This is a genomic window from Streptomyces termitum (assembly GCF_014650175.1).
In the GTDB taxonomy this organism is placed as follows: Bacteria; Actinomycetota; Actinomycetes; order Streptomycetales; family Streptomycetaceae; genus Streptomyces; species Streptomyces termitum.
This window is the reverse complement of the sequence record NZ_BMUL01000016.1, coordinates 35,320-60,854: the sequence shown is the minus strand read 5'-3', so window position 1 is coordinate 60,854 and position 25,535 is coordinate 35,320. Positions and strand designations below refer to the sequence as shown.

At 74.3% G+C, this 25,535-nt stretch carries 34 protein-coding genes and 1 riboswitch; of the genes, 19 read left to right on the top strand and 15 right to left on the bottom strand.

From position 1 onward, the window contains the following. Positions 1–258: 258 nt before the first annotated feature. From IE219_RS25495 to IE219_RS25480, 4 genes are all read right to left on the bottom strand, one after another. Positions 259–2,250: an FUSC family protein gene (locus IE219_RS25495; RefSeq protein ID WP_189981575.1), complete on the bottom strand. Its 1,992-nt coding sequence runs from the start codon at positions 2,248–2,250 to the stop codon at positions 259–261. Between the two features lie 60 nt (positions 2,251–2,310). After that, entirely contained in the window at positions 2,311–2,547 is a 237-nt protein-coding gene (locus tag IE219_RS25490) for a DUF2630 family protein (RefSeq protein ID WP_189981573.1), read from the bottom strand. A gap of 70 nt (positions 2,548–2,617) precedes the next feature. Beyond that, positions 2,618–3,082, bottom strand: a complete 465-nt coding sequence (locus tag IE219_RS25485; RefSeq protein ID WP_229849997.1) for a hypothetical protein — start codon at positions 3,080–3,082, stop codon at positions 2,618–2,620. An 8-nt stretch (positions 3,083–3,090) separates the two neighbouring features. Continuing rightward, complete coding sequence (locus IE219_RS25480; protein ID WP_189981572.1) at positions 3,091–3,540, bottom strand: DUF7144 family membrane protein; 450 nt, start codon at positions 3,538–3,540, stop codon at positions 3,091–3,093. Positions 3,541–3,705: 165 nt separating this feature from the next. On the opposite strand from IE219_RS25480, the gene IE219_RS25475 reads away from it, so the two are divergent. Beyond that, positions 3,706–4,110, top strand: a complete 405-nt coding sequence (locus IE219_RS25475) for a hypothetical protein (protein WP_189981570.1) — start codon at positions 3,706–3,708, stop codon at positions 4,108–4,110. A gap of 75 nt (positions 4,111–4,185) precedes the next feature. Here IE219_RS25475 and IE219_RS25470 read toward each other — a convergent pair whose 3' ends face one another. The 3 genes from IE219_RS25470 to IE219_RS25460 form a co-directional block, all read right to left on the bottom strand. Then, entirely contained in the window at positions 4,186–4,620 is a 435-nt protein-coding gene (locus tag IE219_RS25470; protein ID WP_189981568.1) for a universal stress protein, read from the bottom strand. 159 nt (positions 4,621–4,779) lie between these two features. Next, positions 4,780–5,403 carry an FMN reductase gene (locus IE219_RS25465; RefSeq protein ID WP_189981566.1) on the bottom strand — a complete coding sequence of 208 codons (624 nt, stop codon included), beginning with the start codon at positions 5,401–5,403 and terminating at the stop codon, positions 4,780–4,782. A gap of 6 nt (positions 5,404–5,409) precedes the next feature. Continuing rightward, entirely contained in the window at positions 5,410–6,486 is a 1,077-nt protein-coding gene (locus tag IE219_RS25460) for an LLM class flavin-dependent oxidoreductase (protein ID WP_189981564.1), read from the bottom strand. A gap of 128 nt (positions 6,487–6,614) precedes the next feature. On the opposite strand from IE219_RS25460, the gene IE219_RS25455 reads away from it, so the two are divergent. The 3 genes from IE219_RS25455 to cobM all read left to right on the top strand — a co-directional run bounded on the left by IE219_RS25455 (position 6,615) and on the right by cobM (position 8,990). Beyond that, positions 6,615–6,755: a DUF6126 family protein gene (locus tag IE219_RS25455; protein ID WP_189981562.1), complete on the top strand. Its 141-nt coding sequence runs from the start codon at positions 6,615–6,617 to the stop codon at positions 6,753–6,755. Between the two features lie 262 nt (positions 6,756–7,017). Next, the gene (gene cbiE, locus IE219_RS25450; RefSeq protein ID WP_189981560.1) at positions 7,018–8,244 is read left to right on the top strand and encodes a precorrin-6y C5,15-methyltransferase (decarboxylating) subunit CbiE; all 1,227 of its coding nucleotides are present in this window, start codon (positions 7,018–7,020) and stop codon (positions 8,242–8,244) included. Continuing rightward, the gene (gene cobM, locus IE219_RS25445) at positions 8,241–8,990 is read left to right on the top strand and encodes a precorrin-4 C(11)-methyltransferase (RefSeq protein ID WP_189981558.1); all 750 of its coding nucleotides are present in this window, start codon (positions 8,241–8,243) and stop codon (positions 8,988–8,990) included. The genes cbiE and cobM overlap by 4 nt, the downstream gene beginning before the upstream one ends. 65 nt (positions 8,991–9,055) lie before the next feature. On the opposite strand, the gene IE219_RS32595 is transcribed toward cobM, so the two are convergent. Beyond that, positions 9,056–9,130, bottom strand: coding sequence for a 50S ribosomal protein bL37 (locus IE219_RS32595; protein WP_099895366.1), 75 nt, complete (start codon positions 9,128–9,130; stop codon positions 9,056–9,058). Between the two features lie 124 nt (positions 9,131–9,254). Between IE219_RS32595 and IE219_RS25440 the strand changes: the two genes are divergently transcribed. The 5 genes from IE219_RS25440 to IE219_RS25420 are packed head-to-tail and all read left to right on the top strand — an operon-like array spanning position 9,255 to position 11,760. Next, positions 9,255–9,533 carry a CopG family transcriptional regulator gene (locus IE219_RS25440; RefSeq protein WP_189981555.1) on the top strand — a complete coding sequence of 93 codons (279 nt, stop codon included), beginning with the start codon at positions 9,255–9,257 and terminating at the stop codon, positions 9,531–9,533. Then, a complete protein-coding gene (locus IE219_RS25435; RefSeq protein ID WP_189981553.1) occupies positions 9,530–9,943 on the top strand; it encodes a PIN domain-containing protein in 414 nt (137 codons plus the stop codon). The genes IE219_RS25440 and IE219_RS25435 overlap by 4 nt, the downstream gene beginning before the upstream one ends. A gap of 50 nt (positions 9,944–9,993) precedes the next feature. Next, on the top strand, positions 9,994–10,665 hold the full coding sequence (locus tag IE219_RS25430) for a hypothetical protein (protein WP_189981551.1): 672 nt from the start codon (positions 9,994–9,996) through the stop codon (positions 10,663–10,665). 52 nt (positions 10,666–10,717) lie between these two features. Further along, positions 10,718–11,071 (top strand): transcriptional regulator, encoded by a 354-nt coding sequence (locus IE219_RS25425; RefSeq protein WP_189981549.1) that lies wholly within the window; start codon positions 10,718–10,720, stop codon positions 11,069–11,071. A 14-nt stretch (positions 11,072–11,085) separates the two neighbouring features. Next, positions 11,086–11,760 carry a nucleotidyl transferase AbiEii/AbiGii toxin family protein gene (locus IE219_RS25420; protein WP_189981547.1) on the top strand — a complete coding sequence of 225 codons (675 nt, stop codon included), beginning with the start codon at positions 11,086–11,088 and terminating at the stop codon, positions 11,758–11,760. Between the two features lies 1 nt (position 11,761). Here the strand turns inward: IE219_RS25420 and IE219_RS25415 are convergent, their stop codons facing one another. From IE219_RS25415 to IE219_RS25405, 3 genes are all read right to left on the bottom strand, one after another. Then, on the bottom strand, positions 11,762–12,331 hold the full coding sequence (locus IE219_RS25415; protein ID WP_189981546.1) for a GNAT family N-acetyltransferase: 570 nt from the start codon (positions 12,329–12,331) through the stop codon (positions 11,762–11,764). A gap of 69 nt (positions 12,332–12,400) precedes the next feature. Continuing rightward, a complete protein-coding gene (locus tag IE219_RS25410; protein WP_189981544.1) occupies positions 12,401–12,889 on the bottom strand; it encodes a helix-turn-helix domain-containing protein in 489 nt (162 codons plus the stop codon). A gap of 972 nt (positions 12,890–13,861) precedes the next feature. After that, positions 13,862–13,999, bottom strand: a complete 138-nt coding sequence (locus IE219_RS25405; RefSeq protein WP_189981542.1) for a hypothetical protein — start codon at positions 13,997–13,999, stop codon at positions 13,862–13,864. Between the two features lie 17 nt (positions 14,000–14,016). On the opposite strand from IE219_RS25405, the gene IE219_RS25400 reads away from it, so the two are divergent. The 8 genes from IE219_RS25400 to IE219_RS25365 all read left to right on the top strand — a co-directional run bounded on the left by IE219_RS25400 (position 14,017) and on the right by IE219_RS25365 (position 17,892). Next, positions 14,017–14,403, top strand: coding sequence for a hypothetical protein (locus tag IE219_RS25400; RefSeq protein WP_189981540.1), 387 nt, complete (start codon positions 14,017–14,019; stop codon positions 14,401–14,403). Continuing rightward, positions 14,400–14,645 carry a hypothetical protein gene (locus IE219_RS25395; protein ID WP_189981538.1) on the top strand — a complete coding sequence of 82 codons (246 nt, stop codon included), beginning with the start codon at positions 14,400–14,402 and terminating at the stop codon, positions 14,643–14,645. The genes IE219_RS25400 and IE219_RS25395 overlap by 4 nt, the downstream gene beginning before the upstream one ends. Before the next feature lie 153 nt (positions 14,646–14,798). Continuing rightward, complete coding sequence (locus tag IE219_RS25390; RefSeq protein WP_189981536.1) at positions 14,799–15,542, top strand: DUF6879 family protein; 744 nt, start codon at positions 14,799–14,801, stop codon at positions 15,540–15,542. Continuing rightward, complete coding sequence (locus IE219_RS25385; protein ID WP_189981534.1) at positions 15,539–16,381, top strand: helix-turn-helix domain-containing protein; 843 nt, start codon at positions 15,539–15,541, stop codon at positions 16,379–16,381. The genes IE219_RS25390 and IE219_RS25385 overlap by 4 nt, the downstream gene beginning before the upstream one ends. A gap of 148 nt (positions 16,382–16,529) precedes the next feature. Then, positions 16,530–16,688 (top strand): hypothetical protein, encoded by a 159-nt coding sequence (locus IE219_RS25380; RefSeq protein ID WP_189981532.1) that lies wholly within the window; start codon positions 16,530–16,532, stop codon positions 16,686–16,688. After that, the gene (locus tag IE219_RS25375; protein ID WP_189981530.1) at positions 16,685–16,885 is read left to right on the top strand and encodes a hypothetical protein; all 201 of its coding nucleotides are present in this window, start codon (positions 16,685–16,687) and stop codon (positions 16,883–16,885) included. Before IE219_RS25380 ends, IE219_RS25375 begins: the two co-directional genes overlap by 4 nt. A 2-nt stretch (positions 16,886–16,887) precedes the next feature. Then, a complete protein-coding gene (locus tag IE219_RS25370) occupies positions 16,888–17,025 on the top strand; it encodes a hypothetical protein (RefSeq protein WP_189981528.1) in 138 nt (45 codons plus the stop codon). 264 nt (positions 17,026–17,289) lie between these two features. Next, entirely contained in the window at positions 17,290–17,892 is a 603-nt protein-coding gene (locus IE219_RS25365) for an NsdA family TPR-like regulatory protein (protein WP_506004933.1), read from the top strand. 374 nt (positions 17,893–18,266) lie between these two features. Here the strand turns inward: IE219_RS25365 and IE219_RS25360 are convergent, their stop codons facing one another. Beyond that, positions 18,267–19,388: a cobalt-precorrin-5B (C(1))-methyltransferase gene (locus IE219_RS25360; RefSeq protein WP_189981525.1), complete on the bottom strand. Its 1,122-nt coding sequence runs from the start codon at positions 19,386–19,388 to the stop codon at positions 18,267–18,269. Between the two features lie 12 nt (positions 19,389–19,400). Here IE219_RS25360 and IE219_RS25355 point away from each other — a divergent pair, with 12 nt between their 5' ends. Together IE219_RS25355 and IE219_RS25350 are read left to right on the top strand one after the other, a co-directional pair. Next, entirely contained in the window at positions 19,401–20,129 is a 729-nt protein-coding gene (locus tag IE219_RS25355; RefSeq protein WP_189981523.1) for a cobalt-precorrin-6A reductase, read from the top strand. Positions 20,130–20,359: 230 nt separating this feature from the next. After that, on the top strand, positions 20,360–21,958 hold the full coding sequence (locus IE219_RS25350; RefSeq protein ID WP_189981521.1) for a serine hydrolase: 1,599 nt from the start codon (positions 20,360–20,362) through the stop codon (positions 21,956–21,958). Here IE219_RS25350 and IE219_RS25345 read toward each other — a convergent pair. From IE219_RS25345 to IE219_RS25335, 3 genes are read right to left on the bottom strand one after another with little or no spacing between them, the layout of a single operon-like run. Next, positions 21,949–23,442, bottom strand: a complete 1,494-nt coding sequence (locus IE219_RS25345; protein ID WP_189981519.1) for a precorrin-2 C(20)-methyltransferase — start codon at positions 23,440–23,442, stop codon at positions 21,949–21,951. The genes IE219_RS25350 and IE219_RS25345 overlap by 10 nt on opposite strands. Next, on the bottom strand, positions 23,439–24,074 hold the full coding sequence (locus tag IE219_RS25340) for a precorrin-8X methylmutase (RefSeq protein ID WP_189981517.1): 636 nt from the start codon (positions 24,072–24,074) through the stop codon (positions 23,439–23,441). Before IE219_RS25340 ends, IE219_RS25345 begins: the two co-directional genes overlap by 4 nt. A 2-nt stretch (positions 24,075–24,076) precedes the next feature. Beyond that, positions 24,077–25,315: a ferredoxin-like domain-containing protein gene (locus IE219_RS25335; protein ID WP_189981516.1), complete on the bottom strand. Its 1,239-nt coding sequence runs from the start codon at positions 25,313–25,315 to the stop codon at positions 24,077–24,079. 77 nt (positions 25,316–25,392) lie between these two features. Next, positions 25,393–25,529: riboswitch (cobalamin riboswitch) on the top strand. Positions 25,530–25,535 lie beyond the last annotated feature (6 nt).

The window sequence follows — 25,535 nt, the reverse complement described above, 5'->3', positions numbered from 1 at the left end:
TCACGGAGAGGCGGGTCGAGCGCATCGTAGTAGGCCCGGCGGTTTCCGGTCATGGCGGATAGGAGTGTTCCTTCCGGTGACCGCCGGTAAGTCCGCCTGTGCGCCCCGGCGCACGGTGACACGGCGGAACCGGGCCGCCGCCCGGAGCGGTTCGGCTCGGAGCCGTTCGGGCCCGGGGCCCGTCCGCCCGGACCCGGGCCGGGCCCGGGCAGGCCGTGGGCCGGCGGGCCGCGTCCGGCGGGTCGGGGACCGGCGGGTTCAGCCGAGTTCGGGTCCCGCGATGGCGCGGGCCGCGCGGACTTCCTGGCGGACCGGGGCGAGCACCCCGTCGGTGTCCTCGGGCAGGTCGGCGTGGACCGGGACCAGGGTCGCCGAGGCGCGCAGACCTTCCGCGAGCTCCCTCAGTTCGCGGGCGACGGCGGCGACTTCGGCCGGGTCGGGCGGCGGGGCGCCGTGCGCGACCCGGATGCGGGCGGCGGTGGTGGCGTCCACGATCCGTTCGACGGCGATGGCCAGCGGCCACCAGGCGGCGGCCCGGGGGCCGGTCGGCGGCGGTTCGGTCAGCGCCCGCTGGAACTCGGAGCGCACCGCCGACAGGTCCCGGTAGAGCTTGCGGCGGGCCCGCAGCCGGGCGCCGCCGCCGTCCGGATCGGGGCCGAAGGCCCGGTCCACGTAGGCGGCGGTGTCCGCGACCGCCTCGGCCAGCCGGTCCCCGATCCGGCTGTGCCAGGACTCGGGCCACAGCAGGTAGCCGGCGACGAGGGCGATGCCGCAGCCGATGAGGGAGTCGTACAGGCGGGGCAGGACGAGGCCGAAGCCCTCCTGGTTGAGGGTGTCGGAGAGGAGCAGGATGACCGGGGTGACGGCCGCGGTCTGGAAGGCGTAGCCCTTCGCGGAGAAGGCGGGGACGAGGGCGGCGAGGACCGCCATCACCGGCACGTCCCACCAGCCCCGCGGCACTTCGGCGAGGACGAGCGCGGCGAGGACCAGGCCGAGGCAGGTGCCGACGGCGCGGAGCACGGCGCGGGAGAAGACCGAGCCGAAGTCGGGCTTCATGACGAAGGTGACGGTGAGCGCCACCCAGTACGAGCGGGGCACGGCGATCAGCGACACCAGGGCCTGGGCGAGGCCGATGCAGAGCGCGAGCCGCAGGCCGTACCGCCAGGAGGGTTCGGACAGCAGGACGGCGCGGGCGGCGCGGCGGGCCCGGACGGCGAGCGCGGCGGGCCGGCCGAGCCGGTCGTCGGCGTGGAGGTCCCCCCTGGTCGACGACCTCGGGGACGGGTCGGACTCCGGTTCGTGGACGACGGTGACGGCGTGCCGCAGGGCGTGCTCGACGGCCCGCTCGGAGGGGCGGGCGGGGGCGGCGAACAGCGGCTCGGGCAGGGCGGGCCGCTCCCTCGCGCCGCCCTCCTCGATGGTGTCGGCGAGGGCGCGGACGGTGGCGGCGACGGCGGGCGGCAGCGGGCCGTGGACGCGGGCCCGCAGGTCGGCGGCGGGCGCGGCCTCCAGGAGCGGGATGAGGACGTTGAGCTGGGCGAGCAGCCGGGCGAGGGAGGAGGTGCGGCCGTGCTGGCGGGTGCGGCGGGCCAGCACGAGGTCGTAGGACTGGTTCAGGGAGGCGGTGACCGCGTGCCGCCGCCGCTCGTAGCCGGGCGTGCCGGCCGTCTCGTACAGCTCGGCCACCGTCCGGTACGTCGCCGCGACGGCGGTCCGTTCGGGCGCGGTGCGGCGCAGCGGCCAGCCGAGCAGGGTCAGGGCGAGGACGACGAGGCCGCCGAGGGTCAGCAGCAGCGGCGCGGTCCACCAGGGGGAGGGCATCGGCAGACCGGCGCCGACCACGGCGTTCAGCAGCAGGAGCAGTCCGGCGGCGGAGGCGACCGCGCCGATCGACGAGATCATGCCGGAGACGAGGGCGACCAGGGTGAGGGTGGCGACGGCGAGCCAGCCCTGCCCGAAGACGAGGGTGCCCAGGGTGACGCCGAGCGCGCCGAAGAGCTGCGGGACGGCGATGTTGAAGACCCGCATCCGGTAGGCGTCGGCGGTGTCGCCGATGACGCCGGACAGGGCGCCCATCGACACCAGGGCGCCGTACGCGGGCCGGTCCAGGGCCAGCCCGGCCGCGAGCGGCAGCGACAGGGCGAGCGCGGCGCGGACGACCGCCGCCCAGGGGACGGGCGCGGGCGCGGGACGCAGGCCCGCGGTCAGCCACGCGGGCGGGGTGAGCGACTTCGACCCGTCACGAACCATGCCCTCAACGTACGCCGCCCGGGGCCGCCCCGGTCCGTCCGGACGGCCGGAAGGGGCAGGTCAGCTGCGGTAGGACTCCACCTCGGAGGCGGGGCGGAGGGCGGCCGTGTCGGGGTCCTCGCCGAACTCGGCCTTCGCGCGCCGCTGCCGCAGCAGGTCCCAGCACTGGTCGAGCCGGACCTCCAGCTCGGCCAGCCGCTCCCGCTCCTCGGGCAGGAGGCCGCCGGTGCGCTGCCGCAGGGCGCGTTCCTCCTCCACGAGCGCTCCGATGTCGTCGAGGATCTGCTCGTTGTCCATGCCCCCAGCGTGGCCGATCAGCGCCCGTCGCGCAGGTCGAGGCCGGCGAGGGCGTGGCCGGTGCGCGCGGTCAGTGCCGCAGGGCCTGGCCGATCTCCGCGGTCGTCGGGCCGGAGAGGGTGCGATTGCTGCGCGCCGTACCGGACTTGGAGCCTCCCGGGGGGACGCCGTCGAGGGTGACGACCACCGTGTCGAGCAGGTTCCCGCCGTCGTCCCGGAAGGTGACCAGGACCGCGTAGTCGACGGTCGTGTCCTTGGGGTTGGCGGCGGTGATCGTGGCGACCGTGCGGTCCCCGTCGGTGGAGGTCGGCCCGGCCCGGACGTCGCCGGTGGCGTTCACCCCGTCCTTGATCTCGTCCATCTTCCGCTGGGCGGCCGAGGCGACGGCGGCGGTCGCCGAGGAGACGAGGTCGCCCGCCGTCTCCTTGGCGGCGTCGCAGCCGGTCACGGCGGCGAGGACCAGGAGCGCGGCGGCGGCCGCGCCCCGGCGCCGGGGCCGGGACGGGCCGGGGCGCCGGAGGTGTCGTGGGGGCATCCGGGACCTCAGTACCGCTCGCCGGGCCCGTAGGCGTCGTCCGAGGCCAGGGCCCAGATCACGAAGACCGAGATGGCCATGGAGAAGAGCGCCCACCACGGCTGGTAGGGCAGGAAGAGGAACTGGGCGATGATGTTGAGCGAGGCCAGGGCGATGCCCGCGACCCGGCCCCACTCGGCGCCCTTGAGGATGCCGTAGCCGGCGATGGCGACGACAACGCCGAGGATCAGGTGGATCCAGCCCCACGTGGTGAGGTTGAACTTGAAGACGTAGTCGCCGATGCGGGCGTAGACGTCGTCCTCGGCGATGCCGGCGATGCCCTGGAAGACGTCCATGAAGCCGGTGACCAGCATGAGGACGCCGGCGAAGAGGGTGCCGCCGGAGGCCCAGGCCGCCGCGTCGCCCGACTTGCCCGGACGCGGGGCGTCCGGCCGGGGAGGTGCGTTGTTCTGGCTCATGCCCCCATCGTGGGATCAGATGTGCGAATCCGACGCGCCGGACTGAGCCGAACGGGTGAGGGCCCCGGGGAGGCGCGGCGGCTCCTGATCCACTTGCGGGACACCGGCGGCGGGTGTGCCCTGGAGGGTGCAGCAGCAGGGGGGCGAGACGAAGGAGCTCCCGCCATGGCCGCACACGCAGCGGTACCCGCGCGGCGCCCCGTGCGACTGCACGGCGCCGTCCTCCCCGCCGTCATCGGCGTCCTGTACGGGCTGTACGCCGCGACGGTCTCGCGCCACGGCGGGGGCCTCACCTGGGGCCAGCTCTGGCTCGGCCTGATCTCCGCGGTCGTCCTCGCGGGCGCCCTGTACGCCCTGCGGACGTACGCCCACGTCCTGCCCCGCGAACTGCGCGCGGTCGCCTGGGGCGCGGTCACCGGCGGCGCCACCGGCTTCCTCTACAGCCTCTCCGGCGCCAGCGTCCTGTCCTCCAGCGGCCTGGGCCTGGCGATGGCGGGCGCGGTCACCGCGGGCATGTTCTACCTGTTCTACACGCACGAGGACGCCACGGGGCACCCGGCGCCGTACTGATCCCCCCGTACCGCGCGAAGGGCCGTACCGCGCGAAGGGCCCCGCACCGGCCGGTGCGGGGCCCTTCGCGCGGGGTCAGGCCGTCTCGCCCCGGACGACGACGACCGGGCAGGGCGCGTGCTGGGCGACGTTGGAGGAGACGGAGCCGAGGACGGCGGCCTTGAAGCCGCTGTAGCCGCGGTCGCCGACGACGAGCAGCGCGGCGCCCTCGGCCTGGTCGATGAGGGCCTGGGCCGCGTTGCCCCCGACGACCGTGCGGGTCGCCGCGGCGGCCTCCTCGGGGGTGAGGGCCTGTTCGAGGGACTGGTCGAGGATCTGCCGGGCGAGCTGCTCGGGGTCGAACTCCGGCGGGACGCCCGGCATCAGCGTCGCCCAGGACGCCGGGTACTCCCAGCTGATCACCGCGTGGAGGGTGTCCCCGGTGAGCGCCGCCTGCGCGGCCGCCCACTTCAGTGCCTTCAGGGAGGGCTCGGAGCCGTCCACGCCCACCACGATCCTGCCGCCGGTCATCGCCGACCTCCGTCCGTCGTCGGGTCGCCCGCCGCCGGGAGCCTCTGCCCGCGACGGCCTCTGTCCACAACGTAACAAAACGGCCGAAGGCCCTCCGAGGGTCTTTCGGAGGGTCTTCGGGGGACTTTCGGACAGGGGCCCTTCGGGCCTCTTCGGGGGTCAGTCGAAGCGCAGGTCGGCCCACTGCTTCTCGAAGGGGACGACCTCCTCTTCCTCCTCGTGCCTCCGGCCCGCCGTCGAGACCAGCGCCGCGAACTCCTCGCCCGCCCGGGTGATCCGGGCCGGCAGGCCCTCCGTGTACGCGTCGCCGCCGCTGCCCCAGTCCTCCGAGGCCGCGTAGACGGCGGTCGGGGAGATCAGGGCCCGCAGGTAGGAGAAGAGGGGGCGCAGGGCGTGGTCGAGGATGAGGGAGTGGCGGGCGGTGCCGCCGGTCGCGCCGATCAGGACGGGCGTGCCGGTGAGCGCCGCCGGGTCGACCAGGTCGAAGAAGGACTTGAACAGGCCGCTGTAGGAGGCGGTGAAGACGGGCGTCACCGCGATGACGCCGTCCGCGCCGGTCACCCGGTCCAGGGCCCCCTGGAGCTTCTCCGAGGGGAAGCCGGTGGTGAAGTGGTGCGCGATGTCCACGGCGAGGTCGCGCAGTTCGAGGACCTCGACGTCGACGGCGTACTCCTGCTCGGCGAGCTTGTAGCGGGTGGCCTGGAGGAGGCGGTCGGCGAGCAGCCGGGTGGAGGAGGGGCTGCTGAGGCCGGCCGAGACGGCGACCAGCTTGAGCGTGCGCATGTCGGGTTACGCCTCCTTCTTGACGAGGGCCGGGTGGAGCGGGGCGGTCTCGGGGACGCCCGCGGGGCGGAGGTTCGCGAACTCCTTGCGGAGCACCGGGACGACCTCCTCGCCGAGGAGGTCGAGCTGCTCCAGGACGGTCTTGAGGGGCAGTCCGGCGTGGTCGACGAGGAACAGCTGGCGCTGGTAGTCGCCGACGTAGTCGCGGAAGGACAGGGTGCGCTCGATGACCTCCTGCGGGGAGCCGACGGTCAGCGGGGTCTGGCTGCTGAACTCCTCCAGGGAGGGGCCGTGGCCGTAGACCGGGGCGTTGTCGAAGTACGGGCGGAACTCCCGCACCGCGTCCTGCGAGTTCTTCCGCAGGAAGACCTGGCCGCCGAGGCCGACGATGGCCTGCTCCTCGGTGCCGTGCCCGTAGTGCGCGTACCGCTGGCGGTAGAGCCGGACCATCTTCTCGGTGTGCTGCTTGGGCCAGAAGATGTGGTTGGCGAAGAAGCCGTCGCCGTAGTACGCGGCCTGCTCGGCGATCTCCGGGGAGCGGATGGAGCCGTGCCAGACGAACGGCGGGACGCCGTCGAGCGGGCGCGGGGTGGAGGTGAAGCCCTGGAGGGCGCTGCGGAACTTGCCCTCCCAGTCGACCACGTCCTCCCTCCACAGCTTGTGGAGCAGCGCGTAGTTCTCGATGGCGAGCGGGATGCCCTGGCGGATGTCCTGGCCGAACCACGGGTAGACCGGGCCGGTGTTGCCGCGGCCCATCATCAGGTCCACGCGGCCGTCGGCGAGGTGCTGGAGGGTCGCGTAGTCCTCGGCGATCTTCACCGGGTCGTTGGTGGTGATGAGGGTCGTGGACGTGGACAGGATCAGGTTCTCGGTGCGGGCGGCGATGTGCCCGAGGAGGGTGGTGGGGGAGGACGGGACGAACGGCGGGTTGTGGTGCTCGCCGGTCGCGAAGACGTCGAGCCCGACCTCCTCGGCCTTGAGCGCGATGGCGACCGTGTTCTTGATGCGCTCGTGCTCGGTGGGGGTGCGGCCGGTGGTGGGGTCGGCCGTCACGTCGCCGACGGTGAAGATCCCGAACTGCATCGTGGTCACCTCTCGCGGTTCTCGCCGGTGGCTTTCCGGCTAGTGGTTGAATCTTAAACCATCACTGTCAACGGTGCCACCCCCGCCCGCATTCCCGCCCCCGCCGCGGCGCCCGTACCCTGGACGCCATGACCGAGAAGACGCACGACAACGAGAGCTGGAAGGAGCGGGGCGTGATGCTCCGCGTCTTCGTCTACGTCTTCGCCACCCACGCCTTCGCCGGCTTCGTCTGGATCCTCTTCTACGTGGGCCAGAACGCGCAGAAGTAGGCACGGCCCCACTCCCCGGAGCCGCACGGAACCCGTCGCACGGAACCCGTCGCACGAAACCCGTCGCACGAAACCCGTCGCACGAAACCCGTCGCACGAAACCCGTCGTACGGAACCCGTCGTACAAAACCTCTCGTACAAAACCTCTTGTACGAGCTCCGCGAGGCGAGCCCCCGTACGGACGCCCCGCGCGGCCTCCCGGCGGGCCCCGTGAGGTCCGCCACGTGCCGCCCGCCCGCCGCCCTCACGTAGAGTCCCCGGCGTGAACGGTGCGATATCGGTCGTCGGAATCGGCGCGGACGGCTGGGACGGGCTCCCCGAGACCTCCCGCCGCCCCCTGCGCACCGCCGAGGTGCTGATCGGCGGCCCCCGCCAGCTCGCCCTCCTCCCCGAGGACGCCTGCCCCGGTGACCGCGTCCCCTGGCCGTCCCCGCTCCGCGCGGCCGTCCCCGGCCTCCTCGCCGCCCACGCCGGACGCCGGATCGCCGTCCTCGCCAGCGGCGACCCCTCCTTCCACGGCATCGCCCGCACCCTCGCCGAGACCGCCCCCGGCCGGCCGCTCGACATCCACCCGCACCCCTCCTCCGTCTCCTACGCCTGCGCCCGCCTCGGCTGGCCCCTGGAGGCCGTCGAGACGCTCTCGCTCGTCGCCCGCCCCCTCGACACCGTGCGCGCCGCCCTCCACCCCGGGCGCCGGCTGCTCCTCCTCGGCGAGGGCCCCGAGACCCCGGCGCGGGTCGCCGCGCTGCTGCGGGAGGCCGGCTGGGGCGGCACCCGGATCCGGGTCCTCGAACAGCTCGGCGGCCCCGCCGAGCGGACCCTCGACGCCACCGCCGCCGACTGGCCGCACCCGCGCACCGACGCCCTCCACGTCCTCGCCCTCGACTGCGTCCGCGACCCCGGCACCCGCCGCCTCGGCGCCGTCCCCGGCCTGCCCGACGAGGCGTACGAGCACGACGGGCAGCTCACCAAGCGGCACGTCCGCGCCGCCACCCTCGCCGCCCTCGCCCCCGCCCCCGGCGAACTTCTCTGGGACGTCGGCGGCGGCTCCGGCTCCCTCGGCATCGAGTGGATGCGCGCCCACCGCACCTGCCGGGCGGTCGCCGTCGAACGCTCCCCCGAACGGGCCGCCCGCATCATCCGCAACGCCGCCGCCCTCGGCGTCCCCGGCCTCCGCGTCGTCACCGCCGCCGCCCCCGCCGGACTGGCCGGCCTGGAGACCCCCGACGCCATCTTCATCGGCGGCGGCCTCACCGCCCCCGGCCTCCTCGACGCCTGCTGGGACGCGCTCCCCGACGGCGGCCGGCTCGTCGCCAACACCGTGACGCTCGAATCCGAGGCGCTGCTCGCCGACCGGTACCGCCGCCACGGCGGCGAACTCGTCCGGCTCGCGGTCTCCACCGCCGTCCCCGTCGGCGGCTTCACCGGCTGGCGCACCGCGATGCCCGTCACCCAATGGTCCGTAACGAAGGGTTCTCCAGAGGCATGACCGTCCACTTCATCGGCGCGGGCCCCGGCGCCGCCGACCTCATCACCGTCCGCGGCGCCCGCACCCTCGCCGCCTGCGGGGTCTGCCTCTACGCCGGCTCCCTCGTCCCCCGCGAACTCCTCGCCGAGTGCCCGCCCGGCGCCAAGCTCGTCGACACCGCGCGGATGGACCTCGACGGGATCGTCGCCGAGATCGCCGCCGCCCACGCGGCCGGACACGACGTCGCCCGCCTCCACTCCGGCGACCCGTCCGTCTTCTCCGCCATGGCCGAGCAGATGCGGCGGCTCGACGCGCTGGGCATCCCGTACGAGGTCGTGCCCGGCGTCCCCGCCTTCGCCGCCGCCGCGGCCGCCCTCAAGCGGGAACTCACCGTCCCCACCGTCGGCCAGACCGTCGTCCTCACCCGCGTCGCCCAGCAGGCCACCCCCATGCCCGAGGGCGAGGACCTCGCCACCCTCGGCCGCAGCGGCGCCCTGCTCGTCCTCCACCTCGGCGCCCGCTACGCCGACCGGATCGTCTCCGAACTCCTCCCCCACTACGGCGCGGACTGCCCCGCCGCCGTCGTCGCCCTCGCCAGCCGCCCCGACGAGACGATCCTGCGGGGCACCCTCGCCGACATCGCCGACCAGGTGCGGGAGGCCGGCATCACCAAGACCGCCGTCATCCTCGTCGGCCGCACCCTCGCCGCCTCCGCCTTCCGCGACAGCCACCTCTACGACCCGGCCCGCGACCGCCACACCTGCTGACGGACCCGCCGGACGCGGACGCGCCGGGGCCCCGGGGAGTCTCCCCTCCCCGGGGCCCCGGCGCCTCAGGCGTTCGGCCGCTTGCCGTGGTTCGCCTTCTTCTTCTTGCGCGCCCGCTTCTTGTTGCCGCGCTTCGCCATGGGACTCCCTCTCTCACGGGGGTGATGTCCCGGTAAGCGTAGATTCACGCCCGGGGACCCGCATCCGGGTGCGACCTTCCGAAAACGCCGCACCGCGCCGAGCCCGGGAAGTATGGTCATGAGTATGGCTACCAAAAAGGTGACGGTGACGATCCCCGAGGACCTCCTGGAGGAGATCCGCACCGAGACCGCCGAGCGCGGCCTGTCGGCGTACATCACGGAGGCGCTGCGCAGGCAGCGCGACCGTGACCGGCTCCGCGAACTGGTCGGCTGGCTGGAGGAGGAGCACGGCCCGGTCACGGAGGAGGAGCGGGCCGCCGTCCGCGCGGAGATGGACGCATTCCATGCCGAGCACGAGCGCCGCCGGCAGGCTCGGGAGACGCGCGGGAGCGAGGCCGCGTGACGCCACCGGCGCACCGGCCGCTCCAGGTCTTCGTCCTGGACAGCCAGGCACTGTCGCTCGCGGTACGGGGCGACCGCGTGATGATGGCCCGTCTCGACGCGGCCGCCCGGGGAGAGGTCGAGGTGGTGACCTCGCCCATGACCCTCGTCGAGGCGTACGACGGCAGGACGACCGAGCGGCGCTGGGACTGGGTGCTCTCCCGCGTCCGGGTCGCGGACGTCGGCAAGGAGGAGGCCCGCGAAGCCCGCCGCCTCCTCGCCGACGCCGGACTCCACGGGCACAAGTACGCCATCGACGCCGTACTGGCCGTCGTCGCACGGCGACAGCCGGGCGAAGTCATGCTCTTCACGTCCGACACGGACGACCTGGAGAAGCTGGTCCCCGACCGGATCCTCGTCGTCAAGGTCTGACGCCCCGGGGCCCGTGCCGCACCGGCCCCCGCATGCGCTGCAATGGACCCATGACCGTCTACGACGTCGCCCGGGCGCTGCCGGGCATCGAGGAACTGCGCGACCACTCCCGGGGGCTCGCCATGCTGGACGCCGTGCTCAGCCCGCGGTGGGAGGGCCGGTTCTACTCCTACGACGCGCACTGGTCCGAGACCGAGCAGCTGGCGTCCATGAAGGACGGGCAGGGCGGCGAGTACACGATCGTGCTCTCCCCGGCCGGCGCGTTCGCCCGCGTCTTCGACCACGAGTCGCCGATCAGCCCGTACGGCCCCCTCGCCGACGGCGCCCCCTGGCCCGGCGTCCTCGACGGCGTCCCCGACGCCTTCCGTGAGTACCTCACCGAATCCGCCTTCCTCGACGAGGACGACGTCCACGTCACCACCGCCTGCCTGTGGCGCGAGACCGGCGACACCGCCTGGCGCACCGGGCCCGTCGACCTCACCGCACTGGCCGACCACGAGGACCCGGACGGCGCCGCCCGCTTCCTGGCCCTGCTCGTCGACCGCACCCCGGAGGCGTACGCCGCGTGGGCGTCCGACTACTACCAGACGGCCGTCGACCTCGACGCCGTCCGCCACGTCCTCGCCCTGCGCCCGCTCACCCAGGACGTCGTCACCGCCCTCCACCCGGGGCTCGGCCTCGCCGACCTGGACGAGGACCGCGCGGAGATCGGCTACCCGTGACCGGAGGGGCGGACGGGGACACGGGGACCGCCGGGTGTGGGGATAATCGCGTATGGCACAGCAGACGACCGTCTCGGAACTGCGGCGCGAGCGGTTCGCCCGGCGGCTCCCCGCCGACCTCTCCGCCCTGCGGGGCCCCGACCGGGGCACGGTCCGGCTGCCGCTCCACCTCGCCTGGTCGGGACTGACCGAGTACGACCTCGACCGGCCCCGCCTGCGGATGAGCTGCTACCGCACCGTCCTCGCCGAGGGCGGCCGCGACGACCTCGTCCGCCACCTCAACCGCGACCTGCTCGTCGAGATGTGGCCCGTGCTGCGCGCCCTCGTCAGCAAGGACCTCCGCGTCGTCTGGGAGGACGCCTTCCACGAGCTCGCGCCGGTGCCGGCCGCCGGCCGCGCGGGCTGAACCGGCCGCACGGGATGCGCCTCACCGGGCTCCACCGCCGCCTCCTCGACGACGTCCTCGCGGCCGGCACGGAGTACCCCCTCGTCCTCACCGGCGGTTACGCCGTCCAGGCGCACGGCCTCGTGGACCGGCTGAGCCGGGACCTCGACGTCGCCACCGAGAACCCCCGGCCAATGGGCGAGATCGCCGCCCACCTGCGGGCCGAACTGGAGGCGCGCGGCTGGCGGGTGCGGACGGTGGAGACCGACCCGCTCTCCGCCCGCCTCATCGCCACCGACCCCGCCACCGGCGAGGCGTGCGAGGTCGACGTCCTCAAGGAGGTCCTGTGCGGGCCTCCCGAACGGCGCGAGTTCGGCCTGCTCCTCTCCCTCCGGGACGTCGTCGGCACCAAGGTCCGCGCCCTCGCCGACCGGGGCATGGCCCGCGACCTCGTCGACGTCCGGGCCGCGGCGGCCCGCTGGAGCCCGGAGGAGCTCGAAGAGCTCGGCAGGCAGCACGCCCGGGACGGCTTCGACCTCGAAGAGCTCCGGGCGAAGCTCGACGGGACGGTCTGGATCGACGACGACGAGTTCACCGCGCTCGGCCTCGACGCGGACCGGATCACCGCCCTGCGCCGCTGGGCCCAGCACTGGGCTGACGACATCGGCGAACGCCTCCTGGAAGGCGCCCCGCCGGACGAGGACCCCTGACTCAGCCCAGCGCCGCCCGCTCCGCCCGCCCCGCCCATTCCGGCGCCAGCACCGACATCAGCGTCGCGTCCACCCGCTCGCCCTCCCACAGCAGCGCCCCGCGCAGCACGCCCTCCGGCCGGAAACCGGCCTTCTCGTAGGCGCGGCGGGCCCGCGGGTTGAACGCGTACACCTCCAGCCACACCCGGTACAGCCCCAGCCCCTCGAAGGCGTGCCCGACGATCAGCCGCGTCGCCTCCGTGCCGAGCCCCCGCCCGATCCCCTCCGGCACGCAGCAGATCCGGAAGGCGCAGCTCTCGTTCCCCGGGTCCCACTCGTTGAGGACCGCCTCCCCCACCACCCGCCCCGTGGCCCGCTCCACCACCGCCAGGTCCAGCCGGTCGTCCCGCTCCCCCCGCGACCCGTACCAGGCCCGCAGCTCCCCCTCGTCGAACCGCGTGTGCGACCCGGTCAGCCGCGTGACCTCCGGATCCTCGAACATCGGCAGCAGCGCGGGCACGTCCTCCTCCGTCACCGGACGGAGCACGACGAGATCACCGGTCAGCGTGGGCTTGCGCGAGAAGTCGGCCATCCACGCATTCTCCGAACGCCCGGACCCCGTTGTCGCCCGGTTTACCGGGCTCGGACGAGCGCGGTCGCGTCACGTCCGGTCGTCGGTACGTTCTCCGGCGCCGCCGTCGATGAGTGTGAGTCCGCCGCCGTTTCCGGCGTCCGCGTACGGGTCGGGGGCGTCAGCGGGGATTTTCCCGATGGCCTGCCCCTGGGCGGTTCCATTGCCGTTGAAGACGAAATCGGCCCGCAGGCGCCAGTCCCGCCCGTCGGGATAGATGAACCCGTGCTCGGCGAGCTGTTTCAGCGCGCGCGAGACCGACGACTGGGACATGCCGACCTGCTCGGCGAACCTGGTCTGGTTCTCGACGCGCACCAAGCCGTGGTCCTTGCGGTTCTGCAGGGCGCACATCTTGTGGAACAGCTTGTAGGAGGCCCCGCTGAGGTCGGCCTCGGCGAGGGCGTTGTGCGCTTCGTACCCCATCGTGGTGTAGCCACCTCCTCGGAACCAGATGCCCGAACCCGTGCTGAGCGACGAGTGCACGGTGAGGTCCTGGATCTCGCCCGTGCGGCGGTTCACCGTCTCGATCCTGGTCACTCGTCGGGCCGCACGCACAGGCTACCTCCGCCGCGATTCGATAAGGGTCTGCGGGGAGGGATGGGGTGCCCCGCTCATGCGTCACCTTATTCAGGAAGAGATCGCTGAATCTGCGGAAGCTAAACTTCTATCCGAATCTGAATAGAAATCTTGCAGGAGCGCAAGAGGGCGACCGTCTTGTCCCAGGTCAGCGGCTTGCCGTGAACGCCCTGTCTTAAGTGGTCAAGGCCCCCGCCGCGTGGCATCCGCAGGGGGCGTCCTCCGGCTGACCTGGGCTGAGGCGCGTGAACGACGAGGAGGAGTGGCCGGTACCGGTGGGTGGCTGATGGAGACATACGTGGCGCACGACCACCCGGCTGTCCCGCCGTCGTGGCGTGCTTTCGTGGGCCCGGGCAGACGGCGGCGCCCGGTGGTGGCCCAGGTGGTTTCTCCGAGTGCGGGCCGGTCCTGGAAGGCGGCAGCGGCAGGCCGGGACCGGTGCCCTTGGGACATCCGGGCGGAGCCACGGGGACCACCCGGAGCGGCGGTACGTGTGCCAGGTCGTGGCGGCGGTTGCGAGGCGCCGGGTCCAGGCACTCGGGTCGGCGGCGGCGTTCTCGGACCAGAGGCGGGCGTTGGCGGCGGCGAAGGCGGTGACGCCTTCGGCGGGGGCGGTGCTCCAAGAGGGGACCTCGGCGGCCCAGCGCTCGGCGGACGCGGGGGTATGGCCTGCGGCGACGAGCCAGACGGCCCAGTACCCGGCGTCGAGCCAGGCCGCGCCACGGGTGGCCCAGGCCCAGTCGACCGGGCGCGCGCGGCCTGGCTCGACGGCGGTACGGGCGGCGGGCGGCAGCCGGTCCAGGCCGATGCGGCGGGTCGCCATGGGACCAGCCTTTCACGGGACGGCGGGAGTGCGGGGACCCCGGGCGGAAGAACACCCGGAGCCCCCGTGGTTCTGTGCGGCCGGTCGTCTTCCTACCGGTACGGGTTGTCGTCGTTGCAGCCCGGGACGGCGCCTTCGGCCGGCACCTCCAGATCGTCCAGGACGATCACTTGCCCGGGCTCATCCGGGCCGGTCGGCCGGGGGCCGATCTCCACCATGACGGTGCTCATGACGTTTCCTCGCTTCCGTGTCGGCAGTAGGTGTTCAGTGGTGCCTTCGCCTGCTCGCCTCGCTCCTCCGCACCGTCGTCCCGCTCCTCGCCGGGTGGGTCCTCACCGTCACCGGCGCCCTCGGCATCGAGGCCGACTCCGCCGCGGTCGCCGGCGGCATCACCGCCGCGATCACCCTCGTCTACTACGTGCTCCTGCGCCTGGCCGAGACCGGCGCCGCCCGCATCGGCTGGGAGCCCCTCCGCCTGATCGCCGGAATCCTCCTCGGCTGGGCCCGCCCGCCCGCGTACGAGAAGCCCACCGACACCGTGCCCGTGCGCCTGCGCCTCGACAGCCCCGCGTTCGAACGGGACCTCGGTGAGGCCCTGCGCCGCGCGGCCCGCGCCACCGAGGACCGCTCGTGACGCAGCCGACCGAGCCCGTCGCGGTCGAGCCGGAGCAGCTCCGGGGCAGCGTCGAGGTCGGGCTCGCCCGCGTGGACGGCTCGCCCGCCCTCCTCGTCCAGCGCGGCGACCAGACCGATCAGCGCCTCACCGACCACGAGTCCCGCCTCGACGCCCTGGAGCGCTCCCGGTGGCCCCTCGCCAGCATCGCCGGACTCGCCGCCGCCGGCGGCCTCGGCCTCTACCAGCTCCTCGGACGCTGACCCGCGCCCCCTCCGCCAACTCGGCGGAGGGGGCGGCTTCGTTGTTTCGAGCAACCGTTCTGGTCGTCTGCTACGCGAGCAATCCGAAGCAACCCCCGCCCGCCCCGAGCAAGTTCGGGCCATCCTGGGCTCTCCCGACCGACAGGAGACCCCGTGTCCGCGCTCAGGTTCCTCGGCACCACCAGCCGCGACGGCGACTGCCCGACCCTCTACGAGGTCGAGGGCACCGATCAGATCCTCGTCCAGGGCGACCGCGTCACCGCGCCCGAGCAGCTCGCCGAGCTCCGGCACGTCAAGGAGCACGAGACCTTCGTGACCGTCCCGCGTAGCCTCCTCACCCGGTTCGCCCCGCGCCACGAGCCGCGCGGCATGGTGCCGTTCGCGGAGATCCGCCACCTCTTCCAGGAGTTCGAGCACACCGCCTGGCGGCTGGAGACCCGCCGCGGGTACGCCTCCGACCGGAACAGCGAGTCGTGGGCCGCCTGGAAGGCCGGCGCCGACCTCACCGCCGAGCCGCCGAACGCGTGGCGCGAGAACACCGCCAGGGCCGCGGCCGAGGGGCGCCGGTTCGAGCGGGTCCGCCTGGTCGACGAGCCGATGACCGACGGGCAGGCGTTCCTCCTCGCCTCCGGCCTCGGCAACGTTGCCTCCGGCGAGGACATCCGCAACCTCACCCGGTCACAGGCCATGGCGCTCGGCCTGCCGGACTACGACTTCTGGCTCTTCGACTCGAAGATCCTCGCCCGGTTCGTGTTCGACGAGGACGACACCACCCTCGGCGTGATCCTCTCCGAGGACCCGGCCGACATCGCCGCCGCCTGCCAGGCCCGCGACGCCGCGTGGCATCACGCGATCCCCACCCGCGACTACGCACAGCGGGTACCGTCGGCCATGTGACGACCGACTTCCAGACCGGTAGGGAAAGCCTCGGCGCGCGCCTCCGCGAGCTCCGCGCCGAGGCCGGCCTGAACGGGAAGGAGCTCGCCGCCAAGCTCGGCTGGCAGGCGTCCAAGGTGTCCAAGCTGGAGACCGGGAAGCAGACCCCGGCCGTGACCGACCTGGAGGCATGGTCCGCCGCCGTCGGCCGCCCGGAGACCGTGCCCGAGTTGAAGGCCCGCCTCCTGGGGCTGGAGACCACCTATCGGTCCTGGCGGCGTCAGCTCGTCGCCGGCCACCGTCCCCGCCAGGAGCAGGCCATCGCCGAGACCGCCGTCACCACGGTCACCCGGGCGCTCGAACCGTTCTGCATTCCCGGCCTGCTCCAGACGCCGGAGTACGCGCACGCCACCATCTCTGCGGCAGCGGAGTTCCGCCAGTCGCCCCGGGACGTCGAGGACGCCGTCCGCATGCGGATGCGGCGGCAGGAGGCCCTCTACGACCCCGAGAAGCGGTTCCTGTTCCTCGTCCACGAGGCCGCCCTCCACACCCGGACCTGCCTCCCTCACGTCCACGCCGCGCAGCTGGACCGGCTCATGTCCGTGATCGGCCTGGGCACCGTGGAACTCGGCATCGTGCCCCTCGCCGCCGAGCTCCGGGCCGCGCCGTCGCACGGCTTCTGGATCTACGACCGGCGCCTCGTCATCGTCGAGACGATCGGCACCGAGATGTGGCTCGCCGACGCCGCGTCCATTGAGACGTACGAACGGGCCTGGGACTGGCTATGGGAGTCCGCCGTCCAGCGTCGACAAGCGCGTGCCCTCATCGGCCGCGTGAGGACCTCTCTCGGCCCTGTGTGAGCAATCCGAGGAACCGGCAGGGCCCTGCGAGAAATCCAGGGCAATCCCTCGACGCCCGCGCAATTGCACGCCCTACCGTCGCATCATGGCGACGCAAACCAGCAGCTCAGCCCGGCATTGTACGCACTGTCCGGAGCCGGGGGCCGACGTGTGCATCCGGGCCGAGTACGCGGCCCGGTCCAGCCCCTCGACGGGCAGCCTGCCGACCCACATCTACGCCCACCGCGCCTGCGCGGCCGAGCGGGGCGAGCTGCCGCTCTACACGTTCACCAACGCCAGCAGCACCCCGCCGGCGGCGACCGGATGACGGAACAGCCGCTGTACCTCCGCACCGATCCGGCGGCACCCCGCGGGACCCGGACGATCTCCGGCGCGTGCACCCTCTCCTACGGGCACGCCTCCTGCGACCCCGGGGGGCTCGTCCTCGCCCTCTCCACGGGCCCGACGGAGATCCTGCCCCGCTCCTGCTGGTGCCGCTGCCACGACGACAAGGAGACCACCTGACGATGACGTGCGACCGCTGCGGCCAACCGATCACCGGCGCCGCCATCGAGCACATCCCCGACTCGGGCAGCGGCGCCGCGCCCACCGTACGGCTCCACCCTGCCGAAGCGGACTGCGGACGCCCCGCCCCGCCCTCCTGACTCCTGGGCGCGGGCGCCGACGCTGGCCAGCGGGCCGTACGCCTGCCCCACCCACGCCAGTAACCTCGGCGGTCGAATCAGGACGCTGAGGCGAGGATCACCAGCCCTGTTCTCAACTCGAATTCCGGACCGGCCCTCCTGTTGCCCCCAGGCTCAGGGAGTGGTCGGCCAGGCCCCCAGTGCTACAGCGCTGGGGCCTGGCTGTTTCTCCTTCGCGCCCTGCTCTCTCCCGCCAGTGTTGGTGCTTGCTAGACAGCAAGCTCCCTGGTAAGCCTTGGCGAGCGGTCGGCGGACCCGGCAGGTGCCGGAGAGCCGACAACCGCCGCAGCGACCGCCGCGCGTTCCTCCTCGGCCTGCCGCAAGGACCCGATCTTCCGCTCATTGGCCCACGCACGCCTCGCCGGTGCCTACGCCGGGGCCCGGCAGGGCATCGCCGCGCTACGAACGCTGGAACATGCCGTCAAGGCGTTCGACGTCGCCGATCCCCGTGCCGACCGGCCTGTCTGGATGGGTTTCTACGACAGGGCGGAGCTGCACGGCCTGTCCGCGCTCGTCCATGCCGGGATCGGCCGCCACGAGGAGGCGGAAGCCCATCTCCACCACACCCTGGTCCTGCTGCGGCCCGGCTTCAACCGCAACAGGTCGTACTACCGGTGCCACCTGGCACTGGCCCAGCTCCGGCAGGGCGAAGCCGAGCAGGCATGCTCGACCGCCCTCTCTGTACTGCCCGCGCAACCGGGTGATTCGCTGACCGAGCGCACGACCCGGCTGCTCACGGAGCTCACGACGGAACTGCGATCCGTGGCTTCCGGCGCCCGGTGCGCGACCGAGTGGATGGACCAGTACCGCCCGAGGAGGCCGCAATGACCACCGAGATCCGGCACTACACCGCCGAGCGACTCCCCGAGATCAGGCAGCACCTCCTCGACATCCACGCCGAGGTCCGGCACCGGGCTTCGGCCTCACCGGGCCGTTCTACGACGTGGAACGCTTCGACGAGCGGCTGTCCGCCTATGCCGCGCGGTCCGGCTGGAGCGCCGCCTTCGCCACCGAGGACGGGGAGCCGGTCGGATTCGCCTTCGGCTGCCCCCTCCCGGCGGAGACCCGCTGGTGGTCCTCCATGATCACGGAGCTGCCGGACGATCGGCAGGCAGCAGCCGTTCCCCGACTCGCCCGTCTTCGCCTGCATGACGCGCGAATCGCGCTGACCGTCCGGACCCGCTCGGACCGTCCGCGCGGGGTCACGGTCCCTTCGGGGTCGAGCGGCCCACGAGGGTGCCCGCGCGGTCGATGCAGAGCGTGTCGACCGTGACCGGGGCGCCGCGCAGGACCGTGAGGGCCTCGTCGCGGGCGCGGGCGGCGACGAGGTCGCCCAGGGGGACGGCGGCGGCCTCGGCGAGGCGGAGGGCGGCGAGGCCCGTGTTGGCGGCGGCGATCTCGGACGCCAGCGGGGCGGACGCGCCGCCCTCGCGGGCCAGGGCGGCCAGGAAGCCCTTGTCGACCTGGGAGCGGGCCGAGTGGAGGTCCAGGTGGCCGGCGGCGAGCTTGGAGAGCTTCGCGAAGCCGCCGCAGACGGTGAGGCGGTCCACCGGGTGGCGGCGGACGTACTTGAGGACCGCGCCCGCGAAGTCGCCCATGTCGAGGAGGGCGATGTCCGGCAGGTCGTACACCTCGCGGACCGTGCGCTCGGAGGTGGAGCCCGTACAGCCGGCGACGTGGGTGAGGCCGCCCGCGCGGGCCACGTCGACGCCGCGCCGGATGGAGTCGATCCAGGCCGAGCAGGAGTACGGCACGACGATCCCGGTGGTGCCGAGGACGGACAGGCCGCCGAGGATGCCGATGCGCGGGTTCCAGGTGGAGCGGGCGATCTCGGCGCCGTCGTCGATGGAGATCGTGACCTCGACGTCCGGCGTGGTGCCGTGGGCGGCGGCGACCCCGGCCGCGTGCTCGCGCATCATGCGGCGCGGCACCGGGTTGATGGCCGGCTCGCCGACCTCCAGGGGCAGGCCGGGGAGGGTGACCGTGCCGACGCCGTCGCCCGCGCGGAAGACGACGCCCGAGCCCGGCGGCAGGCGGCGGACCGTCGAGCGGACGACCGCGCCGTGGGTGACGTCCGGGTCGTCGCCCGCGTCCTTCACCACCGCCGCCATCGCGGAGTCCGCCGTCAGGGCCTCCGCCGTCAGCGCGAAGGCCGGGGTCTGGCCCTTCGGCAGGGTGATCGTCACCGGGTCGGGGAAGTCGCCGGTGAGCAGCGCCGTGTACGCGGCGGTCGTCGCGGCCGTCGCACACGCGCCGGTCGTCCACCCGGGCCGCAGGCCGGTGTGCTTGAGTTGGGCCTCGCGCCCGCCGCCGGTACCGCTCACGAAGGGGCTCCTATGCACGTGCTCATTCTCGGAGGGACGGCCGAGGCCCGCGCCCTGGCCGGACTGCTGCACCCCGGCACCCGGGTGACGAGTTCCCTCGCGGGGCGGGTCGCCGCGCCCCGGCTGCCCGCCGGGGAGGTGCGGATCGGCGGCTTCGGCGGGCCGGAGGGGCTGGCGGAGTGGCTGCGCGAGCACGCCGTGGACGCGGTCATCGACGCCACCCATCCCTTCGCCGAGCGGATCAGCTTCAACGCGGCCCGGGCGACCGCCACCGCCCATGTTCCCCTGCTGGCGCTGCGCCGCCCCGGCTGGGTCCGCAGCGAGGGCGACGACTGGCGCGACGCGGCCTCCCTGGAGGAGGCGGCCGGGCTCCTCGGCGGGCTCGGCGACCGGGTCTTCCTGACCACCGGCCGGCTGGGGCTCGCCGCCTTCGCCGAGCGCCCCGAGTGGTTCCTGGTGCGGTCGGTGGACGCCCCCGACGTGCCGATGCCCGCCCGCTGTGAACTCCTCCTGGACCGGGGCCCCTTCACCCTGGACGGCGAGCGGGAGCTGATCGCCCGGCACCGGATCGCCGTCCTGGTGACGAAGGACTCCGGGGGCGCCGCGACCGCCCCGAAGCTGGCCGCCGCCCGCGAGGCGGGCCTGCCGGTGGTCGTGGTCCGCCGCCCGCCGGTGCCGGAGGGCGTACCGGCGGTGACGTCCACGGACGAGGCCGCCGCCTGGGTCCACGCCCGCGCCTAGGCCGTGTCCGGCGGATCTTCGCGGGCCCGCGACGCCTGGCACGCCCTCTCGCCGCACGCCCGGATCGCCCGAGTACGTCCAGTACGAGGGCGCACGCCGAGAGAACGCCGAGAGAACGCACCAGACGCCGCGGGCTGATCCACGAAGATCCGCCGGACAGGACCTAGGCCCTGTCCCCGTGGACGAGGGCCCCGCGCGACAGAACGGGTGCCCCGGCGTTCAATGGAGGCGTGGCTACCGTCCGCTGGCTCGTCGCGGCGGGACTGGCGGCGCTCCTGGGCTCCACCGCGCTCGCCCCGTCCCCGCCGGCCCCCACGCCCGCCCCCACCCCCACGCCGACCCCCTCGCTCGCGGCCACCCCGCCGCCCGCCCAGCCCCCGCCCGTCTTGGACGACGCCGACGTCCGGCGGGCCGTGGACCGGCTGGACGGGGTGGTGGAGGCGGCGATGGAGCGGACCGGCGTGCCCGGCGTCGCCGTCGCCGTCGTCCATCACGGGAAGGTGGTGCACCTCAAGGGGTACGGGGTGCGGAAGGCCGGCGAGAGCGCCCGCGTCGACGCCGACACCGTCTTCCAGCTCGCCTCCGTCTCCAAACCGATCGCCTCCACCGTCGTCTCCGGCGCCGTCGGCGTCGAGGGCTGGGAGAAGCCGGTCGCCCCCCGGGTGCCGTACTTCGCCCTCAAGGACCCGTGGGTGACCGCGCACGTGACGGCCGCCGACCTGTTCGCGCACCGCAGCGGCCTGCCCGACCACGCGGGCGACCTCCTCGAAGACCTCGGCTACGACCGGGAGTACATCCTGTCCCACCTGCGGTACGAGCCGCTGACACCGTTCCGCGCGAGCTACGCCTACACCAACTTCGGCCTGACGGCGGCGGCGCAGGCCGTCGCCGAGGAGAAGGGCGTCGGCTGGGAGGAGCTGGCCGAGGACGTGCTCTACCGGCCCGCCGGGATGACGTCCACCAGCTCCCGCTTCGAGGACTTCGTGAACGCCCCCGACCGGGCCTGGGGCCACGTGAAGGAGGGCGGGGAGTGGAAGGCGGCGCACGTGCGCGACCCGGACGCGCAGTCCCCGGCCGGCGGTGTCAGCTCCTCCGCCCGCGACATGGCCGTCTGGCTGCGGCTCCAGCTCGCGGACGGCGCACTCGACGGGAAGCGGATCGTCGACGCCGAGGCCCTCCGGCGCACCCACTGGCCCGAGGCGGTCGCGAGCCCGCCGCACGCCCCGGCCGGCCGCACCGGCTTCTACGGCCTGGGCTGGAACGTGGGCTACGACGACGCCGGCCGGCTCAAGCTCTCCCACACCGGCGCCTTCGCCCTGGGCGCGCACACCAACGTGACGATGCTGCCCGGCGAGGACCTCGGCATCGTCGTCCTCACCAACTCCTCCCCGGTCGGCGTCGCCGACGCCGTCGCCCTCGACTTCTTCGACCTCGCCGGGACCGGGAGCGTCAGCCGGGACTGGCTCCCCCTCGTGGACGGGCTCTACCGGCAGCAGGTGGAGGCGGCCCGCTCCGGCACCGACTACGCCCACCCGCCGAAGGACGCGGCCCCCGCCCGGCCCGCCGACGCCCTCACGGGCACCTACACCAGCGCCTACTACGGCCGCGCCGAGGTCGTCGCGGCGAAGGACGGCACCCTCACCCTCCGCCTCGGCCCGCGGCCCCAGTCGTACCCCCTCGCCCCCTACAGCGGGAACACCTTCAGCATGGAGACCCGGGGCGAGAACGCCGTCGGCCGCACCGGCGTCACCTTCGCCGCCGACGGGAGGTCCCTCACCGTCGAGTACCTGGACGCCGAGGGCCTGGGCACCTTCACCCGTCAGCCGTAGCGCCTCGGGGTCCAGGTGAGGGTGGTGCCGTCGGGGCGGGTGGTGACCCGGGTCTGCGAGGAGCCGACGAGGAGCAGGGTGCGCATGTCGACCTCCGCCGGGTCCAGGGTCTTCAGGGTGAGGACGCGGACCGACTGGCCGGGGCCGCCGACGTCGCGGGCGACGACGACCGGGGTGTCGGGGGAGCGGAGTTCGAGGAGGAGGTCGCGGGCGGCGGCGACCTGGTGGGTGCGGGACTTCGAGCCCGGGTTGTAGAGGGCGATGACGAGGTCGGCGGAGGCGGCGGCGCGCAGCCGGGCCGCGATGACGTCCCAGGGCTTGAGCCGGTCGGAGAGGGAGATCGTCGCGTAGTCGTGGCCGAGGGGGGCGCCCGCGGCGGCGGCGGCCGCGTTGGCGGCGGTCACCCCGGGGAGGACCCGGACGGGCACGTCCGCGTAGCGCTCCTCCGCCGCGACCTCCAGGACGGCCGTCGCCATCGCGAAGACGCCGGGGTCGCCGCCGGAGACGACCGCGACCTTCCGGCCGCGCCGGGCCAGGTCGAGGGCGAACTCGGCCCGCTCCGACTCGACCTTGTTGTCGGAGCCGTGCCGGATCTGGCCGGGGCGCAGCACGGGGACCCGGTCGAGGTAGGTGGTGTAGCCGACGAGGACGTCGGCGTTGACGAGGGCGCCGCGCGACTCGGGGGTGAGCCAGGGTGCCCCGGCCGGGCCGGTGCCGACGACGGTGACCTCGCCCCGCTCCCGTACCGGCGGCTCCTGGTCGATCCGGGAGGGCAGGACGGCGACGGAGAAGTACGGGACGGTCTCCGGGTCCACGTCGGTGAGGTGCCCGGTCCGCTCGCCCGGCATGAACGCCCGCTCCACATAGCGCGCGTCGTCGAGCCGGCCGGCCCGCTCCAGGGCCCGCCGCACGGTCGGGAAGGTGCGGCCGAGCTTCATCACGACCGCCGAGTCGGTGCCCGCCAGACGGGCGGCCAGCTCGTCCTCGGGCAGCGTGCCGGGGACGATCGTGAGGACCTCCTCGGCCTCGCACAGCGGCTCGCCGAGCCGGGCGGCGGCGGCGCTGACGGAGGTCACGCCGGGGATGACGACGGTCTCGTACCGGTGCGCCAGCCGCTTGTGCATGTGCTGGTAGGAGCCGTAGAACAGCGGGTCGCCCTCGGCGAGGACGGCGACCGTGCGGCCCGCGTCGAGGTGGGCGGCGAGCCGGGCCGCGGCCTCCTCGTAGAAGTCGTCGAGCGCGCCCCGGTAGCCGCCGGGGTGGTCGGTGGTCTCCACGGTGAGCGGGTACACCAGCCGCTCCTCGACGTGGTCCTCGCGCAGGTGCCCGGCGGCGATCGACCGGGCGATCGAGCGGCCGTGGCGGGCCGAGTGGTAGGCGATCACGTCGGCCCCGGCGATGGCCTTCACGGCGGCCAGGGTGAGGAGTTCGGGGTCGCCGGGGCCGAGCCCGACGCCGTACAGCTTGCCCTTCGCAACGGTCACTGCTGGATCTCCGCTTCGTGCGCTATCGCGTTGAGGGCGGCGGCGGTCATGGCGCTGCCGCCGCGCCGGCCCCGCACCACCAGGTGGTCGAGGCCGAGGTCGTTGGCGGCCAGCGCGTCCTTGGACTCGGCGGCGCCGATGAAGCCGACGGGGATGCCGAGCACGGCGGCGGGCCTCGGCGCGCCCTTCGCGATCATCTCCAGGAGGTGGAAGAGGGCGGTGGGGGCGTTGCCGATGGCGACGACGGAGCCTTCGAGGCGGTCCCGCCACAGTTCGAGGGCGGCGGCCGAGCGGGTGGTGCCCAGTTCGGCGGCGAGCCCGGGGACGGCCGGGTCGGACAGGGCGCACAGCACCTCGTTGTCGGCGGGCAGCCGCCGGCGGGTGACGCCGGAGGCGACCATCTGCGCGTCGCACAGGATCGGGGCGCCGGCCCGGAGCGCCGCGCGGGCGCGGGCGACGACCCCGGGGGAGTAGGCGATGTCCCGGACGAGGTCGGTCATGCCGCAGGCGTGGATCATGCGGACGGCGACGGTGGCGACGTCCTCGGGCATGCCCGAGAGGTCCGCCTCGGCGCGGATCGTGGCGAAGGAACGGCGGTAGATCTCGGCGCCGTCTTTCTCGTACTCGTACATCCTCAGCTCTCCATCGGGCTCGTCCGGGCCGCCGCGACGGCCTCGGCCAGGGCGGCGCGCGGGACGGGGGCGCCGTCCAGCAGATACGTGTCGGGGCCGAGGGCGGTGACCTCGGTCCGGGGTCCGTGCGGGTGTCCGCAGCGGCGGGCGCACCCGGAGTAGTGCACGGGCAGCGGCCCGCCGGGGGCGCGCGCCGCGTCCGCCCGCACGTCGGCGAGGGACTTGGCGCAGCCGGGCGCGCCGGTGCAGGCGGTGACGCCGGTCCGGGGGTCGCCGGGGGCGGTGACCAGGCCGTGGGCGGCGAGCGCGGGCAGCCGGTCGCGGGTCGCGCCGACGACGACGGCCCCCCGCCACGGGGTGAGCCGCACCTCGTCCGCGCCCGCGCCGAGCGCCCGCAGCGCCGCCGCGGTCAGCCGGCCGAGGGGGGCGAGGACGTGCACGGCGCGCTCCCCGAGCGGACCGGGTGCGGGCGGGAGCACCCCCGGACGGGAAGGAAGGGGTACGGGCTCCGCGGCGATCCCCGCGCGGGCCAGCGCGGCGCCCCACTCCGGGAGGTGCGCGGCGGGCAGCTCGCGCGGGCGCCACGCGCCGGTCCCGGCCGCTTCGGCGGCGGCCAGGAAGGCGAGGGCGCAGGCGAGGGCGGCGGGCACGGCGTCGGCGGCGGCCACGCGCAGCGCCCGGGGGCCGAGGACGAGGGTCGCGGCGCCGCCCGGGGCTGCGACCAAGGTCACATCCCCGCCGAGGCCGGCGACGTCGCCGCGGCCGTCGTCGAGGACGTGCAGAAAACGGCCGGAGAGGGCCGCCGCGCGGGGCTCCGCGCAGAGGGCGGCGTCCAGCGCGCGGGCCCACAACTGCACGTCGGCGTGGCCGAGTCCGTCGAGTCCGGCGGCGGGGGAGGCGACGATGTTGCGGACCCGCTCGTGGGTCGGGGAGGGCAGCAGGCCCGCGTCGGCGAGGAGGCCGGCCAGGCGGGCGCCGCAGCCGCCGTCGAGGCCGCGCAGCTCGGCGTTGCCGCGCGAGGTGACGCTGAGGGAGCCGTCCCCGAGCGCCTCGGCCGCACCGGCCAGCACATCGAGCTGACGCAGCGTCAGTCTGCCTGCGGGCAGCCGGAGTCGGGCGAGGTACCCGTCGGCGGCGGCATGCAGCCGGAGCGCCCCCGGGCACGCGTCGCCACGGTCCCTTATGAGAGCTTCGCCCGCTTCGGGCGGAGTGGGTGGGGTCGGCGGCATGGCGGCGAGCATACCCAGGGGGAACCGGACGGCCACCGGGTGTGATCCGGTCGACTCTCCCGGGGCCCTCCGGTCCGGTGGGCGCACGCTCTACTATGCAGATCGGCATGGGGTCCCAGGACCCCGGGGAGGAAGCCCGGTGCGAATCCGGCGCGGTCCCGCCACTGTGAGCCCGGGCCGGCGACGGCACGGGCGAGTCAGAGACTCCCGCCGACCATCACCACCCGGGGCG

Coding starts and splice junctions, on each gene's coding strand:
- IE219_RS25340 (WP_189981517.1), bottom strand. CDS start 24,074: ATGTACGAGTACGAGAAAGACGGCGCCGAGATCTACCGCCGTTCCTTC.
- IE219_RS25405 (WP_189981542.1), bottom strand. CDS start 13,999: ATGAGCACCGTCATGGTGGAGATCGGCCCCCGGCCGACCGGCCCGGAT.
- IE219_RS25460 (WP_189981564.1), bottom strand. CDS start 6,486: ATGCAGTTCGGGATCTTCACCGTCGGCGACGTGACGGCCGACCCCACC.
- IE219_RS25440 (WP_189981555.1), top strand. CDS start 9,255: ATGGCTACCAAAAAGGTGACGGTGACGATCCCCGAGGACCTCCTGGAG.
- IE219_RS25420 (WP_189981547.1), top strand. CDS start 11,086: ATGCGCCTCACCGGGCTCCACCGCCGCCTCCTCGACGACGTCCTCGCG.
- IE219_RS25375 (WP_189981530.1), top strand. CDS start 16,685: ATGACGGAACAGCCGCTGTACCTCCGCACCGATCCGGCGGCACCCCGC.
- IE219_RS25470 (WP_189981568.1), bottom strand. CDS start 4,620: ATGACCGGCGGCAGGATCGTGGTGGGCGTGGACGGCTCCGAGCCCTCC.
- IE219_RS25430 (WP_189981551.1), top strand. CDS start 9,994: ATGACCGTCTACGACGTCGCCCGGGCGCTGCCGGGCATCGAGGAACTG.
- IE219_RS25355 (WP_189981523.1), top strand. CDS start 19,401: ATGCACGTGCTCATTCTCGGAGGGACGGCCGAGGCCCGCGCCCTGGCC.
- IE219_RS25485 (WP_229849997.1), bottom strand. CDS start 3,082: ATGCCCCCACGACACCTCCGGCGCCCCGGCCCGTCCCGGCCCCGGCGC.
- IE219_RS25465 (WP_189981566.1), bottom strand. CDS start 5,403: ATGCGCACGCTCAAGCTGGTCGCCGTCTCGGCCGGCCTCAGCAGCCCC.
- IE219_RS25475 (WP_189981570.1), top strand. CDS start 3,706: ATGGCCGCACACGCAGCGGTACCCGCGCGGCGCCCCGTGCGACTGCAC.
- IE219_RS25335 (WP_189981516.1), bottom strand. CDS start 25,315: ATGCTCGCCGCCATGCCGCCGACCCCACCCACTCCGCCCGAAGCGGGC.
- IE219_RS25495 (WP_189981575.1), bottom strand. CDS start 2,250: ATGGTTCGTGACGGGTCGAAGTCGCTCACCCCGCCCGCGTGGCTGACC.
- IE219_RS25480 (WP_189981572.1), bottom strand. CDS start 3,540: ATGAGCCAGAACAACGCACCTCCCCGGCCGGACGCCCCGCGTCCGGGC.
- IE219_RS25455 (WP_189981562.1), top strand. CDS start 6,615: ATGACCGAGAAGACGCACGACAACGAGAGCTGGAAGGAGCGGGGCGTG.
- IE219_RS25415 (WP_189981546.1), bottom strand. CDS start 12,331: ATGGCCGACTTCTCGCGCAAGCCCACGCTGACCGGTGATCTCGTCGTG.
- IE219_RS25490 (WP_189981573.1), bottom strand. CDS start 2,547: ATGGACAACGAGCAGATCCTCGACGACATCGGAGCGCTCGTGGAGGAG.
- cobM (WP_189981558.1), top strand. CDS start 8,241: ATGACCGTCCACTTCATCGGCGCGGGCCCCGGCGCCGCCGACCTCATC.
- IE219_RS25425 (WP_189981549.1), top strand. CDS start 10,718: ATGGCACAGCAGACGACCGTCTCGGAACTGCGGCGCGAGCGGTTCGCC.
- IE219_RS25370 (WP_189981528.1), top strand. CDS start 16,888: ATGACGTGCGACCGCTGCGGCCAACCGATCACCGGCGCCGCCATCGAG.